Below are 15,847 nucleotides of genomic sequence, written 5' to 3'. Positions count from 1 at the left end.
TTGCTCTCTCGCTTTATGCCTCATCGTTTCGTCGCCGGGGATTTCTCCCAGGCCGCGAGTGCGTCGGCAAATATCCGATCCCCACTTGGACCTTTGCCGATTGCGAGGATGCCCCGGCGCTGGTTCGCATAGACGACCGGGATGTCGAACCATTCGCGCCGCGCGAGAAGCTCCTCATTGCGTGCGCGATCGGCCTCGACGTTGGACAAGCCGACCAGGAACGAGCCTTCGGTGATCTTGACGGAGAGCCCGGCGAGCGGCGTCCCGCGCGACTTCTCATCCGTCTTCATCAGCATTCCCGGCACGTTGCTGACGCCGCCACCGACGAAATCGGCGGCGGGCCTGAAGGTGAGCTCGGCGACATGGCTGGCCGGCAGGCTGGGATCGTCGTTGCGGCGCAGCTGCAGGCTGACCTTCAGCTTGCGCTCGGGAATGTCGATCTCGCCACGGATCACCGGCGTGGGCTGCCCTGATTGTGCATTCTTGACCGTCTCGGTCCGCCAGGTCACCGAGCCGGAATACCGCTTGCCGTTGGGGTTGGAGAGATCCTCGTCATACAGCACCGCGAGTCCGGGCGTCCGCGCGTCCGGCGCGTCGGAGGATGCGGTCGGGCTGGGCAGGGGAGCGCTGCTATGTCCGGCGCCCAGGCCAGCGGGCTGCGCCGGCTTCGCCGCAGCGGCGCTCAGTTGGGCGCTGCCGTCGATCGACGTGAACATCACGAGCGGGCGCTGCGCTCCGCCGGTGGCGCGCTCCACCGCCGCGTTGGTCTGGTTGAAGGTCTCGATCAGGCGTTGGCCAGGCTGCTGGAGCGCTTCTGCAAGGGCGGCGGCGAACACGCCGTGACCGTCCGGACCGCGCTGTCCCGCCGTCCCGGCCTGTGCGGCAAAGGAGATCACGGTCTGTGCGGAAACGTCGACCGGGACGAGGCCGGCGGCAAGACCGGCGATGCCGCGCCCGGCGAACGGATTGGAGCGGAAGGCGTCGAGAATGATCACGTTTTGCCGGGAGCTCGATCCGCTCAGCTCGCGCAGAATGCCAGTCAGGTCGCGCAGCTCGGTGGTCAGGTCCGCGGGCGTCGCCGGCGCCGCGTCGACCGGGACGAGATAATCGGCGCCGCCCAGGTTGAGTCCGTAGCCGGCGTAATAGACCAGCGCGACGTCGGCGTCGGCGATCCGGCCCTTGAACTCGGCCAGCGCGCGATCGAAGCCGCGTCGGTCGAGGTCGATCTGCGCAGCACCACCGCTCAGGGTGAAGCCCAGCCGCGACAGGCTGTCGGCGATCAGCCGGGCGTCCGCCGCCGGCTCGTCCAGCAGCGGCGCGCGCTCGTGGATGGAGTTGCCGATCACCAACGCCACCCGCTTGTCAGCGGCAGCCGGCCCCGTGGTGATCAGGATCGCGCCGACCCAAAGGATGATTGCAGACAGCAGCTGCCCAACTCGGCCGATCACCCGACGCATGCCAACGATCTCCTGCCATCCGATCCGAACGCTCGCGGTGGTAATACCGCAAGTCGAACAAAACCGGAACAAGAATCGTGGCAGAAAAGAGAAAATTGCCGCCGGGTGTTGGCCGCCTAGACGACCACCGGCGTGCGCACCCGCCCGGCGTCGCCGAACACCCGCAGGTAACGCGCGATCTCGGTGGGGTCGCCGGTCGCCTTCTCCGGGTTGTCGGACAGCTTCACGGCGGGATGGCCGTCCGCCGACGTCACCTTGCAGACCAGCGAGATCGGATCGAGGTCGACCGAGCCGTCCGGCGAGCAGCCGACGAAATCGTTGGTCAGGTTGGTGCCCCAGCCGAACGACAGCCGCACCTGGTCGGAGAAGCGATGATGGATCTGCTCGATGGATTCGACGTCCATCGCGTCGGAGAACACCAGGAGCTTCTGCTTGGGATCGCGTCCCTTCGATTTCCACCAGGCGATGATCTCCTCGCCGGCCTGGATCGGCGGCGCGCTGTCGGGCCGGAAGCCGGTCCAGTCGGCGACCCAATCGGGTGCGTCGCGCAGGAAGGCCTTGGTGCCGAATGCGTCGGGCAGCGCGATCAGGAGGTTGCCGGCATAGGTCTGCCGCCACTGGTCGAGAATGCGATAGGGCGCGAAGCGAAGCTCGTCATCGTCCTTGGCAAGCGCCGCCGCGACCATCGGCAGCTCATGCGCGTTGGTGCCGATGGCTTCGAGATCATTGTCCATCGCCAGCAGCACGTTGGAAGTGCCGGTGAACGACGAGCCGAGACCTTCCTTCACGGCCTCGACGCACCAGCGCTGCCACAGGAAGCCGTGACGGCGGCGGGTGCCGAAATCCGACAGCCGCAGGCCGTCCAGCTTGCGCAGCCGCTCCACCTTGGCCCACAGCTTGGCCTTGGCGCGAGCGAACAGTACGTCGAGCGCGAACCGGCCCTGGCCCTTCATCGCTTGGCGCGAGCGCAGCTCGTTGACGATGGCGAGCGCCGGGATCTCCCACATCGTGGTGTGCGTCCATGGCCCATGGAAATGCAGCTCGTACTGGCCCTCGGACTTGTGCAGCTCGTATTCGGGCAGGCGGAAATTGGCGAGCCAGGCGATGAAGTCCGGCGAGAACATGTGGGTCTTGCCGTAGAAGGTGTTGCCGGCCAGCCAGATCAGTTCCTTCTTGGAGAAGCGGATGGTCCTGGCGTGATCGAGCTGGGCGCGCAATTCGCCTTCGTCGATGACGTCGCCGAGCCGCACGCGCTTCGTCCGGTTGATCACCGAGAAGGTCACCTGCTGATTCGGGTAGAACTCCCGAATCATCTGCAGCATCAACAGCTTGTAAAAATCAGTGTCGAGCAGGCTGCGCACGATCGGATCGAGGCGCCAACCGTGATTATAGGTCCTGCTCGCGATGTCTGTGACTGTCATATGATCGTTCTACAGCGCCGGTCGCAAACCCGCCACTGGGCTTGTCGCAGGTGAACCTTGCGGCGCGGCGGCATCCTGGCTCGCGCTTGTGAGCGCTATTTGCGCGCCAGCAGCGGCACGCCGGGGTCGAACGTCAGCACCGCCTCGGCCCATTTCGCGACGCGGAGCACGTGGAGGTCGTTGCGATAGGGGCCGGCGATCTGCACGCCCAGCGGCAGGCCGTGATTGCCGAACCCCGCCGGCAGGGAGACGGCTGGCGCTCCGACGAAGGTCCAGGGCGCGCAATATTCGGCATCGCCGGTCCAATCGAGGCCGCGCGGCGCTTCCCCGAAGGCCGGCAAGGTGAGCACCGCATCGAACCCGTCGAGCTCGGTTGCGAGCGCCCTCTGCCGGTGGGCCTGGGCGGCCTTGGCGGCGAGATATTCCATGGCGGTCTTGCTGCGGCCGCTCTCGACATGGTCCTTCATGACTGCGCTGACGCGATCCGGATAGCGCGCGATCAGGTCGGAGAAGATCGTGGTCGCCTCGCTGAGCATGATGGTGGTGACCGCCTTCCCGTTTGCCGTATCGAGCTCTCTCAGTTCGATCTCGGTGATCGCCGCGCCGGCGCTGCGCAACGTGTCGACGACCGACTCGAACACCGCCTTCTGGTCCGCCTCCGCGCGCTCCCATTTGGCGAAGCGTACCACCGCGAGCCGCGGCCTGGAGAGCGGCGCGACGCCCTGCGCAACATCCACCGTGAAGCCCGGCAGCGGCCGGCCGTGGCGATCGTCGGCGCTGCTGCCGGCCAGCAGCGAGAGGGCGAAGGCGACGTCGTCGACGCGGCGGGCGAAAAAGCCGACATGGTCGAGCGACGGGCTGAGCGGATGCACGCCGACGCGGGGAATCGCGCCGAAGCTCGGCTTGAAGCCGACGACGCCGTTGAACGCCGCCGGCCGGATCACCGAGCCGAGCGTCTGCGTGCCCAGCGCCAGCGGCACCAGGCCCGCCGCAACCGCCGCGGCTGATCCGGACGATGAGCCGCCCGGCGTGTGCTCGGGGTTCCATGGGTTGACGGTCGGGCCTGGATGACGCCACGCGAACTCGGTCGAGACCGTCTTGCCGAAGATCGTCGCGCCGAGATTGCGCAGCCGCTCGACCACCCAGGCGTCCGCCTCCGGGACGTGATCGCGATAGATCTGCGAGCCGTTGGTGGTCGGCATGTCCGAGGTGGCGATGATGTCCTTGATGGCGACGGGAATTCCGCCCAGCGGTCCGGCCTTCGCCGTGACGTCGCGCGGCAGATATTCGAACGCCTTCAACTGCGGCTCGATCGCCCGTGTCCTCGTCAGACATTCTTCACCATAGCCCGCCGCCGCGGCCGGGTCGGCGGCGAACCGGCGCAGCAGCTCGAGAACACCTGCACCGGCCTTCGGCGTCTGAAGTTCGGACTGTCGCGACATCGGGCATCCTGTTTGGCACGAGTTTTGTTCGGCACGAGTCTTGGAGGTTCTCGCACGGCCCGCGCCCGCTCGTGCTGCCGCAGAGTAGCGACTGGCGATGCGCCCGCCAGTCGCGCCTGCGATCAGTGCGTATGAATACAGCGCATGGCCGTTCTTGCCGTCAGCGCAAAAGCGATCGACGGGTTGCAAGAGCGCGCACATCAAGCGCGCATTTGGCATGCTTTGAGTGCAGAGGCGGCTCGTGAGTGCCGCGCAAACTTCGCCGCAATCCGCTTCTCACCCGCTCAGGATGTGCTACCATTTTCGCGCAGGACCACTCGACGTGGCCGGCCAAAGGACGTCCTCAGATACGTTCCGAAAAGTAGACGCAGCCAGACGAGCTGCCTCATGGGAGTGAAGCGATGACATCGGCTTTCCACCGAAGCATTCTTGCGCTTGCAACAATCGGTCTTCTCGCCGGCACCAGCATTGCCGGCGCGCAGCAGAAATCCGACGCGGGTAAGCCGCTCAAAAAGTACGAATCGGGCACCAAGGAATTCTGGACGCATCCGCCGGACGACTGGTTCCTCGGCGACGAGACCGAGGCGCAGAAGGGGTTGGCGCCGCCATCGGGCCCGCCGACCGGCGCCTCCGATGCCGAGCTCGCCAAGATCGTCAAGCAGGTGAAGCTGCCCGACGGCTTCAAGATGGAAGTCTGGGCCTCGGGCGTGCTTGCCGCGCGGCAGATGGCCTGGGGCGACAAGGGCACGCTGTTCGTCGGCTCGTTCGGGCTCGGCAACGTCTATGCGATCAGCGACAAGGGCGGCAAGCGCGAGGTCAAGACGGTCCTCAAGGGCCTGAACATGCCGACCGGCCTCGCCTTCCAGGACGGCAATCTGTACGTCATCGCCGTCGACAAGCTGATCAAATATGAGAATGCCGAGGCCAATCTCGACAATCTCGGCCAGGGCAAGGTCGTCTATGACGACATGCCGTCCTATGCGGCGCATGGCTGGAAATACATCGCGGTCGACAAGGACGGCTGGTTCTATATTCCCTTCGGACCGCCCTTCAACATCGGCATTCCGCCGACGTCGGTGTCGCAGATCCGCCGCGTCGATCCGCGCACCGGCAATGCCGAGATCTATGCGCTCGGCGTGCGCAACAGCGTCGGCGGCGACGTCGATCCGCGCACCGGCAAATACTGGTTCACGGAGAATGCGCGCGACTGGGTCAGCGACGATCTGCCGAGCGACAAACTCAACATGATCTCGAAGCTCGGCGAGCATTTCGGCTATCCCTATTGCCACCAGGGCGACCTGCCGGATCCGAAGTTCGCGATGGGCCACAAATGCTCGGAGTTCACGCCTCCGGTGCTGAACCTCGGGGCTCACGTCGCGCCCCTGGGCATGAAGTTCTATACCGGCGACCAGTTCCCGGCGGAGTACAAGAACAACATCCTGATCGCCGAGCACGGCTCCTGGAACCGGCACAAGTACCAGGGCGCCCGGATCATGCGCGTCATCGTCGGTCCCGACGGCAAGGACGCCAAGCAAGAGGTGTTCGCTTCCGGCTTCATCGAGGGCGACCAGGGCTACCTCGGCCGTCCCGACGACATCATCCTCGCCAAGGACGGTTCGATCCTGGTGGCGGACGACTGGGCCGGCGCGATCTATCGCATCAGCTACGAGAAGAAGTGATCTCGTCGTGAAAGCGGGGCTGCGCGCTGCCTTATGGCGGCCGCAGCCCCAACTATTTTCGGGGCTGCGCGTTGATCTGAGCGTGGCGATCCCGGCCGCGCAGGCGAAGCCGGGCATTCGGAGGATTTGACATGCGTCATGGAGTTGCCGCTGCGGCATGCGTGCTGGCGCTGGTGTTGATGAGCCCCTCCGCGCAGGCGGCTGATGTCGAAGCCGGCAAGGCAAAGGCCGAGCTCTGCGTCGGCTGCCATGGCGAGAACGGCATCTCCCAGACCGAGAACATTCCTTCGCTGGCCGGCCAGCAGGACCAGTTCATCCAGTGGCAGCTGGTGTTCTTCCGGGCCGGCACCCGCAAGAACGAGGCGATGAAGCCGATCATCGATCAGCTGAACAACGAGGACATCCGCAACCTCGGCGCCTATTTCGCTTCGCTGCAGCCGGCGAAGTCACCGCCCGACGATAATCCGGAGCTGTCGAAGAAGGGCGCCGAAGCCGCCGCCGGTCGCCGCTGTGCCTCATGCCATCTCGACAGCTATGCCGGCACCAAGGGCGTGGCGCGGCTCGCCGGCCAGCGCGAGGAATATCTCGTCAAGGCGCTGCACGACTACAAGAGCGGACAACGTGTCGGCGGCAGCCAGGCCGCCATGACGGATGTGGCCTATCCGCTGAGCGCGGAGGAGATCACGGCGCTCGCGCATTATCTCGCGCATGTGCAGTGACGGGTGATCGACTGGAGGCCTCGCGCCACCCATAGCCGTCGTCCCGGACAAGCCCGCCGACGCGAAGCGTCGGTGGGTGCCGATCCGGGACCCATACCGCTGAGTCTATCGAGGAAGTTCGCTGGCAGTCGCCTGCCTCACCACGGCCGCGGCGTATGGGTCCCGGCTCAAGGCCGGGACGACGGCGGAGTGTGTGGTGGCGCCGGAGCTGACTTACGCGTCCGCCCTTGAGGCCACGCAACGTCAGGGACTACTTGCCCCGCTGCGCCTCGTACACCTTCAGCTGAGTATATGAAATCCGCAGCCGCGGCACCGGGACCTTGGCGGCATCGGCGCGGGCGACGAGATCGCCGATGACGTGATCGGCCTCGACCGGCAGGCCGGCGCGCAGATCGCGGAACATCGAGGCGGTCATGGGGGAACCCTCCGCCGTGAGCATGCCGGAAACGCGCTGGAAGAAGGCGCCGGCCGGAGGGTAGCCTGCAGCCGCAGCGGTGGCGCTGCATTCATCGAGCATGCCGAGCAGGAAATCCTTGCCGCCCGGCGCGGTCAGGATCACGCCGACCGGCCCGCGCATCAAGGTGGTCGACGCCGCGAGCGAGGACAGGAAAACCCACTTCTCCCACATGTCCTGCATGATGTTCTCGCTGGCCGACGCATTGAAATTGCCGCGCTGGAAAATCTCGAAGATCGCGCGGACGCGCTCTGATGATCCGCCGTCGCGTTCGCCGAAGCTCAGCGACTGCATCGGCTGCAGCTGCACCACCTCGCGGCTCTCGTTCAAGGTCGCGGCGATGGCGCAGAGCCCGCCGAGCACGCGCGCGCGACCGAACCTGGCGTCGAGCACGTCGAGGTGCCTCATGCCGTTCAGCATCGGAATGATCGCGGTGTCAGGTCCCACCGCGGGTGCAAACGAGTCGATCGCGTCGTCGAGATCAAACGCCTTGCAGCTCAGCAGTACGACGTCGAAGTGCTGCTTCAAACCGTCCGCCTGCACCGTCTTCGGATTGGGCAAGGTGACGTCACCGGTCGGACTGCGGATCACGAGGCCGGCACTGGCGAGCTCAGCCGCGCGGCGCGGGCGGACCAGGAAGGTGACATCGGCACCGGACTGCAGCAGCCGGCCGCCGAAATAGCCGCCGATGGCACCGGCGCCGACGACGAGAATACGCATGGGTGGATCCCTCTGTGAGCGGGCCGCATCATGCAGAAGCGAGTGACGAATGGCGAGCAGCGAATGGGAATAGGCTCCATTCCTATTCGCTACTCCCTATTCGCCATTCGCCTCTACCATTTCTCGCCGAACGGCCGGATCTCCATTTCGAAGGTCCAGGCGCTCTTCGGCTGCTGGTAGAGCTGCCAATAGGCACCGGCGACCGACGCCGGCGGCATCAGCAGGTCCGGATTGTCCAGCGCCTCCTGACCCCAGAGCTGGGCGCGGCGCTCGCGGACCCAGGCGGTATCGACGCCGGAATCGATGATGAGATGGGCGACATGGATGTTCTGCGGCATCAGTTCGCGCGCCATTGCCTGCGCCACGGCGCGCAGTCCGAACTTGGCCGAAGCGAAGGCGGCATAGCCGGAGCCGCCGCGCAGCGACGCGGTCGCGCCGGTGAAGAAGATCTTGCCGTCGCCGCGGGGCAGCATCAGCCGGGCGGCCTCGCGCCCGGTGACGAAGCCGGCCCAGCACGCCATCTCCCAGACCTTGCGGAACACCCGGTCCGTCGTCTCGAGGATCGGGAAGTTCACGTTGGCGCCGACGTTGAAGATCACGACCTCGAGCGGCGCATGCCTGTCGGCGTCATTGAGGAAGGCGGTGGTCTCGTCCTCCTTGCGGGCATCGAGCGAGCGCGCCACGATCCACCCGCCGGCGGCCTCGACCTCCGCGACCAGCGGCGCGAGCTTGTCGCCATTGCGGCGGCCGGCGAACACCGTGAAGCCTTCCGACGCGAACTTCTTGACGATCTCGGCGCCGATGTAGTCGCCGGCCCCGACGACCGCGACGGTGGCGTTGCGCTGTTGCATGCTTTGTCTCCCGATCTCACTTCAGCGTCATTGCGAGTAGCCCCGGGTCTCGCCTATGGCGAGCCCGTCGGGCCGTGCTTCGCGCGGACCCGTCGGCTCGCGATGATGGCGATCACTTGCCCAGGATATATTCCTCGACGTCGCGCAACTGCTCCTTGCCGAAGAACATCTCGTTGCCGACGAAGAAGGTGGGCGAACCGAATGCGCCGCGCTCGACGGCGGCTTGCGTGTTCTCCACGAGCTTCGCCTTGACCTCGGGCTCCTGGGCGCGCGCGAACAGCTTGGCCCCGTCGAGCCCGGAGGATGTGATCGCAGCGATCGCGATCTCGGGATCGTCCATCTTCTTCGGCTCGCGCCACATGTGGTGGAACGCCGCGTCGACATAGGCCTCGAACACGCCTTCGAGCTGGGCGGCGATGGCCGCGCGCATCAGGTTCAGCGTATTCACCGGGAAGTATGGATTCCAGACCCAGGGCTGCACGTGGTAGCGCTTGAGGAAACGCTGCGTCTCGACCTCGTGGAACTCACGCTTGTTCCTGACGCCGGCGAGCGACTCGGCGGGCGACTTGTTGTTGGTCGCCTTGAAGATGCCGCCGAGCAGCACCGGGACATAGTAGAACTGGACGCCGATCCGCTGCACGATCGCCGGGATCGCCTCGTGGCTCAGATAGGCGTTGGGACTGCCGAAGTCGAACATGAATTCTGGCGCTGGACGGCTCATGGGCGGTCTCCTCGGTTTTTCACATTGTGGTCCAGCGCAGCAGCCCCGTCCAGGGTTTTATGACGGTCATCATATTCCAGCGGCCGGGAGGCATCGGAGTGCATCAGATCATCCTGTGCACCGTCCGCTTGCGCCAGACCACGAGATAATAGCTCATCTGCAGCAGCATCATCGCGGCGAATGTAATGGGATAGGCGAGCCAGACGCCGTCGAGTCCGATGCTGCGGCTGAGCCAGGTGGCAGCCGGCACCTCGATCGCGGCGATCGCAAACGCCGAGATCGCCAGCGGCATCCACACCGTTCCGGACGCGCGCATCGCCGACGAGAACGTGATGGATATGCCGAACAGCACCGAGCTCCACAGCACGATGTGCAGCGAATGCTGCGCCACCTCGATGACGGCTGGGTCGGTGATGAAGAAGCCCATCAGCACCCGTGAGAACAGATAGCCGATCGCGACGAGGCCGCCGGTCAGCACGACATTCATCTCGATGCCGGTCCGCACGATGTCGCCGATCTGCCCGGCCTGGCCGCGGCCGATCGCCTGGGCGCCGAAGATCGAGACCGAGATCGCGATGGACAGCGCCGGAAACTGCACATAGCCGAGCACCTGGTTGACCGCGCCATAGGCCGCCGTCGCGTCCGAGCCGAAGCCGTTGACGAGGCCGATCAGCACCATCTCTGCCAAGGACATCACGATCATGCCGATCGCGGCGGGGATGCCCAGCCGCAGCACCGCCCGCAGCAGTTTCGCGTCCGGCAGCATGCCCCGCAGGAGTGCCGCGTCGATCGCCAGCGGGTGCTTGCGCCGGCGCAGATGGAGATGGAGCCAGGCCAGCGTCGTCAGCGTCGAGATTGCCGAGGCCCAGGCCGCACTGGCGACGCCGAGAACGGGCGCGCCGAGCCAGCCGCGGATGAACACCGGCGTCAGCACCAGGCCGAGCGTGGTCGATGCAGCGAGCGAGGCCAGCGGCGTCACGGTGTCGCCGACGCCGCGCATCTGTGACGACAGCAGGATGTAGGCGAAGGTCAGCGGCATTGTGATCATCATGATGCGGGCATAGCCCGCGGCCGCATCCAGGATGTTGGCGGGCGTGGCGAGGGCGGTGAGCAGTTCGCGGCTGAAGACGCCACCCAGCACCGCGATCAGGCCGCCGAGCAGCAGCGCGATGCTCAGCGTCGTGCCGGCGATCTGCTTCACCTTGGCCGGCTCGCCGGCGCCCCAGGCCTGTCCGATCAGGACGCCGGCGCCCGAGCCGAGGCCCATGACGAAGGAGACGAAGAAGAACATCGCCGGGAAGAACACCGAGACCGCGGCGAGCGCATCGACGCCGATCATCTGGCCGAGATAGACATTGTTGATGGTGCCGAACAGCGATTGCAGGATATTGCTCAGCATCATCGGGACGACGAACATCAGGAACGGCTTGCGCAGCGAGGCGGTTGGCGGCGACACGGCGTGGTTCTCCGTCGACCGCCCTTCGTTCGAGGCACGGCCGTGTTGCGAGGAATGGAAGCGAGAGCCGCCGCGAGCGGCCGCTCTCGTTGACTGTCGAAATCAGCCGATCTCACTCGGCCCTGTGGCGATGCGCGAGCGCCACTGCATGGTCGCGGATGTCGGCCGGCCAGTCCGCGATCAAGCCGGCGAAGCGGGCGAGATCGCCGGCGAACAGCGCGCGGGACGCCTCCTCGAACTGTGGCAGGTTGCTGCCGATCCCCGACATGAAATGATAGGCCGCGTCGCGCGCCTCGCGGGCGCGGTCGCTGTCGCCGTTGGCGCGGCGGGCTTCGTGGACCAGCTTGCGCAGGGCGACCGAGGCGCCGCCCGGCTGCGCATTGAGCCATTCCCAGTGCTGCGGCAGCAACGTGACCTCGCGGGCCACGACCCCGAGCTTTGGCCGGCCGCGGCCGCGCGGCCCGGTCGGCGGCTGGTCTGCGACCACGCCGGCGTCGACCGGCAGGCGGGCCAGGATATCCCGGTCGCTGCCGCGCAGATCGATGTCGATCGGCTGCCCGGTGCGGTCGTTGAAGATCACGATCGGCTCGATGTTCGGCGCGGCGTGTTTCAGCACCAGCGCCACCTTGGGCAGGGGCCCGGCGGCGATCCGGGTCTGGCCGGCAAATGCGGTGAAAGTGTCCATGGCTTGGTCCCGTTGATGCGCTTAATAAGACCCGGGCGAAATTAAAGTCAATATTACCCGGATAATTATTGTGGCCCTCCTCCAGTGCCGAGGACGCCTCGCCGAACCCGTGCCGTCCTGCTACGGAACGGCGCCCGCCACTCGATCCGTCCCTGGGAACCCCATGCTCACCGTTCACCACCTCAACAATTCCCGCTCGCAACGCGTGCTCTGGCTGCTCGAGGAGCTCGGCGTCCCCTACGAGATCATTCGCTACGAGCGCCAGCCGGACATGCGCGCGCCCAAGGAGCTGCGCGCCATTCATCCGCTCGGCAAGTCGCCCGTGATTACCGACAACGGCAACACGGTCGCGGAGTCCGGCGCGATCGTCGAATATCTCGTCGAGACCTATGGCGATGGCCGCCTGATCCCGCCGTCGAAGACGCCGGAGCGGCTGCGCTATTCGTACTGGCTGCACTATGCAGAGGGCTCGGCGATGCCGCTGCTGCTGCTGAAGCTGCTGTTCAACATCATGCCGAAGCGCGCGCCGGCGCTGCTGCGTCCGATCGTGCGCAAGGTGTCGAACCAGGCGTTGAGCACGCTGGTCAATCCGCAATTGAAGCAGCACATGGCGTTCTGGGAAAGCGAGCTGCAGAAGAGCGAGTGGTTTGCGGGCGATTCGTTCACCGCGGCCGACATCCAGATGAGCTTCCCGCTGCAGGCGGCGGCATCGCGCGGCGGACTGGAGCAGGGCCATCCGCGGGCGATGGATTTCCTCGCCCGCATCGAGGCACGGCCGGCCTACAAGATCGCGCTGGAGAAGGGCGGGCCCTACGAGGTCGGCCGCTGAGCCCCGGCTCTATTTCGATTGCGCGGCGGTGGCTTCCGTCGCCGCGATCACCTCGCGCACCAGCCGCGCGACGCCCTTGATGTCGCCGTCCGGGTCGATGGAATCACCGAGCCGGGCCACCACCATGCGCTGGCTCGGCATGATCACGAGCCGCTGGCCGAGCAGGCCAAAGGCGAAGAACGCATCCGCCGGAACGCCGGCGCGCGCCCGTCCCAGCGCGTGAACGTGCTGGCTGCGGTTGGTCCACAATCCCGCGCCATAGTCGGTGTCCAGCGTCGCGGTCGCCGACATCGCCACCCAGCCCTCGGGCAGGATGCGCTTGTCCCCGGCGACGCCGTCGCCGAGATAGAGCAGCCCCAGCTTCGCCCAGTCCCGCGCGCTCGCCAGCATGTTGCCGTAACCTTGCAGCGTGCCGGTGCCGTCGAACTGCAGCGTCGCGCTGCGCATGCCGAGCGGATGGAACAGCTCGCGCCACGCGAATTCGATCGCCTGCTCGGGACCGCCGGCGGCGTCGCGGATGATGCGCGCCAGGATCTGGGTGCTCGCGCTCGAATAGGCCCAGCGCTGGCCGGGCGGCGCGATCAGCGGCGCATGCACCGCGAACGCCGCCATGTCGCGGTGGATGTCCATCTGGCTCGACGGATCGAAGCCGGAATTGGTTTCGTCCAGCGCCAGGCCTGACGTCATGCGCATCAACTGTTCGATGGTGATGTCGTGGCGCGGATCCCTTGGCTCGCGCCATTCCGGGACCGGCGCCGGGTTCGACGGGCTCAGTCTGCCCTGCCGGATGAGGATGCCCAGCAGTGCATTGGTGACCGTCTTGGTCATCGAGAAGCCCATGAGCGGGGTATCGACGCCGATGTTCGGCGCATAGCGTTCCGCGATCAGGCGACCGTCCTTGACGACGACGATCGCCTTGGTGCGGCGGAATGGCGGGCTGGCCGGCTCCTCGAAGGCGTGATCGAGCGCCGCCTTCAGCGCGGGATCGCTGGGCTCCACCGCAGCGTCTTCGGCGAAGTCGGGCAAGGCGGGAGCAGGCGCGGCGGCGCGCAGCGCAGCGACGTCGGTGTGGGGCACGTAAGGCGGCTTCTGACCCTGAAGCGTCACGCAACCGAGACCGTCGTGATACGAGGCCCGGGTGGCGTGCAGGCCGAGCAGCGACACCTCCACCATGCGCATGTCGGGCTCCACCCGGTAGCGCATCACGGCCCGCAACCGGCGCAGACCGGGCCGTTCCATGGTCTCCGCAAACACCGTCTGCGGATCGAGGCCGGAGACGTAGGTCTTGGCGCAGATCATCTCGGCGACCACGGTGGTCGCGACGCGCAGCGCCCGGTCAGGCCGATAGGTGAGCCACCCCGCCACCAGCAGGGCCGCAAACACCAACAGACCGACCACGAATCTTCGCAAATGCACCAGAACGTCCGACGCCGTCTCGCGGGCGAGCCTCGCTGCGCCCTGGTATGCTTCTAACGCGCCTCGGTCACCACGCCAACGGAGGGAAGCTGGTGCAGGGCCCCGCCGGGCGGCGGCAAATCGTCATCCGGGCCACGATCTCCTCCTATCGGCCAGGAACCGGGCGCCTCAGCGCCCGGCCGCGGTGGCGCCCTTGCTGCGCGGATCGGGCGCGCCGACGAATCCATCCGGCGTCACCAGGATGGAGTTGGCCGAGGTCCGTCCCATCGGCTCCTCGATCTTGTGGCCGCGGGCGCGCAGACCGGCGAGCACGTCATCGGCGAAGCCTTTCTCGATTCTAACCTCGTCGGGCATCCATTGGTGATGCAGGCGAGGCGCGGCGACGGCCTGGCGGACGTCCATCCGATAGTCGAGGACGTTGACGATCACCTGAAGCACGGTCGAGATGATGCGGCTGCCGCCCGGCGAGCCGGTGACGAGCACGGGCTTGCCGTCCTTCAGCACGATGGTCGGCGACATCGACGACAGCGGCCGCTTGCCGGGGCCCGGCAGGTTGGCCTCGAAGCCGACCAGGCCGAAGGCATTGGCGGCGCCTGGCGCGGCGGTGAAATCGTCGAGCTCGTTGTTGAGCAGCACGCCGGTGCCGTCGGCGACGAGGCCGACGCCATAGGGGAAGTTCAGCGTGTAGGTGTTGCTGACGGCATTTCCGTCATTGTCGACCACCGAAAAATGCGTGGTGTTGCTGCCCTCGCGCAGCGGCTTGGTGTTGAGAACGTCGCCTGCGCTGGTGGCGTGCGCGGGATCGATGCCGGCGCGCTGGCGCGCGGCATAGTCCTTCGACAGCATCGCGCGCACCGGCGCGTCGACGAAGGCGGGATCGCCGAGATAGCGCGCGCGGTCGGCATAGGCGCGCTTCATCGCCTCGATCAGCAGATGCAGCGACTCGGGCGAGCCCTGCTTCAGCTCAGCGAGCGGAAAGCCCTCGAGGATGTTGAGCATCTCGACCAGCACGGTGCCGCCCGACGACGGCAGCGGCATCGACACGATGTCATAGCCGCGATAGGTGCCGCGCACCGGCGTGCGCAGCACCGGCTGGTAGGATTTGAGATCGTCCGCCGTCATGATGCCGCCGGCATCCTGGATCGCCTTGGCGAGCTGGTTGGCGACCGGCCCTTCATAAAATCCGCGCGGTCCCTGCTCGGCGATGGCGGTGAGCGTCGCCGCCAGATCGCGCTGGATCAGCCGGTCTCCATCCTTCAGCACGGTGCCATCGGGCCGCATGAAGATCGCGGCCGATGATTTCCATTTCGCCAGCCGCGGCGCCATCATCGGCAGCGTCACGGCGACGTCGTCGGCGACGGGGATGCCGTCGCGTGCCAGCACGATCGCCGGCTGCAGCACCTGCGCCAGCGTGAATTTGCCCGAGCCGTATTTCTCCAGCGCCAACGCGAGACCCGCCACCGATCCGGGGACGCCGATCGACAGCGCCGAATCGCGCGACTTGGCGTTGTCGGGCTTGCCGTCGGCGCCGAGGAAGATGTCGCGCGTGATCGCGGCGGGACCGGTCTCGCGATAGTCGATCGCGATATCCTCGTTGGACTTGGCGATGTGGATGACCATGAAGCCGCCGCCGCCGATGTTGCCGGCAACCGGATAGGTGACGGCCATCGCAAAGCCGGTGGCAACGGCGGCATCGACCGCGTTGCCGCCGAGCGCGAGAATGCGCTGGCCGACTTCGGCTGCGATCCTCTCCTGTGCCACCACCATGCCATGGGCGGGCGGCTGCGCCGGCGCGGTGATACCGGGTGGCTGCGGGATATCGAAGGTTTGCGAATCCAGCGCCCGCGCGGGCAGGCAGCCGGCCAGCAACAGCATGAAACCCGCAAGGAGCCGTCGTCGATCAATCGTGAACGTGGTCATCGCAATTCTGCCGTTGCTGACATCCGCCTGGGATCGTCAGATGTTATAGGGCCGGGTCGCCGGCGTAAAACGCAACG

At 66.5% G+C, this 15,847-nt stretch carries 13 protein-coding genes; 3 read left to right on the top strand and 10 right to left on the bottom strand.

Going from position 1 to position 15,847, the window contains the following annotated elements; translation table 11 throughout:
• Window positions 1–20 precede the first annotated feature (20 nt).
• The 3 genes from QW845_RS06400 to QW845_RS06390 all read right to left on the bottom strand — a co-directional run bounded on the left by QW845_RS06400 (window position 21) and on the right by QW845_RS06390 (window position 4,320).
• Entirely contained in the window at window positions 21–1,457 is a 1,437-nt protein-coding gene (locus QW845_RS06400) for a caspase domain-containing protein (RefSeq protein ID WP_315800772.1), read from the bottom strand.
• Window positions 1,458–1,573: 116 nt separating this feature from the next.
• Window positions 1,574–2,878 (bottom strand): nicotinate phosphoribosyltransferase, encoded by a 1,305-nt coding sequence (gene pncB, locus QW845_RS06395; RefSeq protein WP_315800771.1) that lies wholly within the window; start codon window positions 2,876–2,878, stop codon window positions 1,574–1,576.
• Between the two features lie 95 nt (window positions 2,879–2,973).
• Window positions 2,974–4,320 carry an amidase gene (locus tag QW845_RS06390; RefSeq protein ID WP_315800770.1) on the bottom strand — a complete coding sequence of 449 codons (1,347 nt, stop codon included), beginning with the start codon at window positions 4,318–4,320 and terminating at the stop codon, window positions 2,974–2,976.
• A gap of 401 nt (window positions 4,321–4,721) precedes the next feature.
• On the opposite strand from QW845_RS06390, the gene QW845_RS06385 reads away from it, so the two are divergent.
• On the top strand, window positions 4,722–5,999 hold the full coding sequence (locus tag QW845_RS06385; RefSeq protein WP_315800769.1) for a PQQ-dependent sugar dehydrogenase: 1,278 nt from the start codon (window positions 4,722–4,724) through the stop codon (window positions 5,997–5,999).
• A gap of 131 nt (window positions 6,000–6,130) precedes the next feature.
• Complete coding sequence (locus tag QW845_RS06380; protein WP_315800768.1) at window positions 6,131–6,718, top strand: c-type cytochrome; 588 nt, start codon at window positions 6,131–6,133, stop codon at window positions 6,716–6,718.
• A 250-nt stretch (window positions 6,719–6,968) separates the two neighbouring features.
• On the opposite strand, the gene panE is transcribed toward QW845_RS06380, so the two are convergent.
• From panE to QW845_RS06355, 5 genes are all read right to left on the bottom strand, one after another.
• Window positions 6,969–7,892, bottom strand: a complete 924-nt coding sequence (gene panE / locus QW845_RS06375; RefSeq protein WP_315800767.1) for a 2-dehydropantoate 2-reductase — start codon at window positions 7,890–7,892, stop codon at window positions 6,969–6,971.
• Window positions 7,893–8,005: 113 nt separating this feature from the next.
• Window positions 8,006–8,743 (bottom strand): SDR family oxidoreductase, encoded by a 738-nt coding sequence (locus QW845_RS06370; protein WP_315800766.1) that lies wholly within the window; start codon window positions 8,741–8,743, stop codon window positions 8,006–8,008.
• A 112-nt stretch (window positions 8,744–8,855) separates the two neighbouring features.
• The gene (locus QW845_RS06365) at window positions 8,856–9,464 is read right to left on the bottom strand and encodes a 2-hydroxychromene-2-carboxylate isomerase (RefSeq protein ID WP_315800765.1); all 609 of its coding nucleotides are present in this window, start codon (window positions 9,462–9,464) and stop codon (window positions 8,856–8,858) included.
• Window positions 9,465–9,567: 103 nt separating this feature from the next.
• Window positions 9,568–10,881, bottom strand: coding sequence for an MATE family efflux transporter (locus tag QW845_RS06360; RefSeq protein WP_315800927.1), 1,314 nt, complete (start codon window positions 10,879–10,881; stop codon window positions 9,568–9,570).
• A 151-nt stretch (window positions 10,882–11,032) separates the two neighbouring features.
• A complete protein-coding gene (locus QW845_RS06355; protein WP_315800764.1) occupies window positions 11,033–11,605 on the bottom strand; it encodes a DUF2239 family protein in 573 nt (190 codons plus the stop codon).
• A 163-nt stretch (window positions 11,606–11,768) separates the two neighbouring features.
• Here QW845_RS06355 and QW845_RS06350 point away from each other — a divergent pair, with 163 nt between their 5' ends.
• Window positions 11,769–12,434: a glutathione S-transferase gene (locus QW845_RS06350; RefSeq protein WP_315800763.1), complete on the top strand. Its 666-nt coding sequence runs from the start codon at window positions 11,769–11,771 to the stop codon at window positions 12,432–12,434.
• Between the two features lie 9 nt (window positions 12,435–12,443).
• Here QW845_RS06350 and QW845_RS06345 read toward each other — a convergent pair whose 3' ends face one another.
• Entirely contained in the window at window positions 12,444–13,850 is a 1,407-nt protein-coding gene (locus tag QW845_RS06345; RefSeq protein WP_315800762.1) for a serine hydrolase, read from the bottom strand.
• A gap of 168 nt (window positions 13,851–14,018) precedes the next feature.
• Entirely contained in the window at window positions 14,019–15,725 is a 1,707-nt protein-coding gene (gene ggt / locus QW845_RS06340) for a gamma-glutamyltransferase (protein ID WP_315800761.1), read from the bottom strand.
• Between the last annotated feature and the right edge of the window lie 122 nt (window positions 15,726–15,847).

Origin of the sequence: Bradyrhizobium sp. SZCCHNS3002, from assembly GCF_032377435.1 — a bacterium.
In the GTDB taxonomy this organism is placed as follows: domain Bacteria; phylum Pseudomonadota; class Alphaproteobacteria; order Rhizobiales; family Xanthobacteraceae; genus Bradyrhizobium.
The sequence above is the reverse complement of the archived record's forward strand: the minus strand, read 5'-3'. Positions and strand labels throughout refer to the sequence as shown.

Excerpts from the sequence above, each read along its gene's own strand:
- QW845_RS06400 (WP_315800772.1), bottom strand. The coding sequence starts at position 1,457 with ATGCGTCGGGTGATCGGCCGAGTTGGGCAGCTGCTGTCTGCAATCATC.
- pncB (WP_315800771.1), bottom strand. The coding sequence starts at position 2,878 with ATGACAGTCACAGACATCGCGAGCAGGACCTATAATCACGGTTGGCGC.
- QW845_RS06390 (WP_315800770.1), bottom strand. The coding sequence starts at position 4,320 with ATGTCGCGACAGTCCGAACTTCAGACGCCGAAGGCCGGTGCAGGTGTT.
- QW845_RS06385 (WP_315800769.1), top strand. The coding sequence starts at position 4,722 with ATGACATCGGCTTTCCACCGAAGCATTCTTGCGCTTGCAACAATCGGT.
- QW845_RS06380 (WP_315800768.1), top strand. The coding sequence starts at position 6,131 with ATGCGTCATGGAGTTGCCGCTGCGGCATGCGTGCTGGCGCTGGTGTTG.
- panE (WP_315800767.1), bottom strand. The coding sequence starts at position 7,892 with ATGCGTATTCTCGTCGTCGGCGCCGGTGCCATCGGCGGCTATTTCGGC.
- QW845_RS06370 (WP_315800766.1), bottom strand. The coding sequence starts at position 8,743 with ATGCAACAGCGCAACGCCACCGTCGCGGTCGTCGGGGCCGGCGACTAC.
- QW845_RS06365 (WP_315800765.1), bottom strand. The coding sequence starts at position 9,464 with ATGAGCCGTCCAGCGCCAGAATTCATGTTCGACTTCGGCAGTCCCAAC.
- QW845_RS06360 (WP_315800927.1), bottom strand. The coding sequence starts at position 10,881 with ATGTTCGTCGTCCCGATGATGCTGAGCAATATCCTGCAATCGCTGTTC.
- QW845_RS06355 (WP_315800764.1), bottom strand. The coding sequence starts at position 11,605 with ATGGACACTTTCACCGCATTTGCCGGCCAGACCCGGATCGCCGCCGGG.
- QW845_RS06350 (WP_315800763.1), top strand. The coding sequence starts at position 11,769 with ATGCTCACCGTTCACCACCTCAACAATTCCCGCTCGCAACGCGTGCTC.
- ggt (WP_315800761.1), bottom strand. The coding sequence starts at position 15,725 with ATGCTGTTGCTGGCCGGCTGCCTGCCCGCGCGGGCGCTGGATTCGCAA.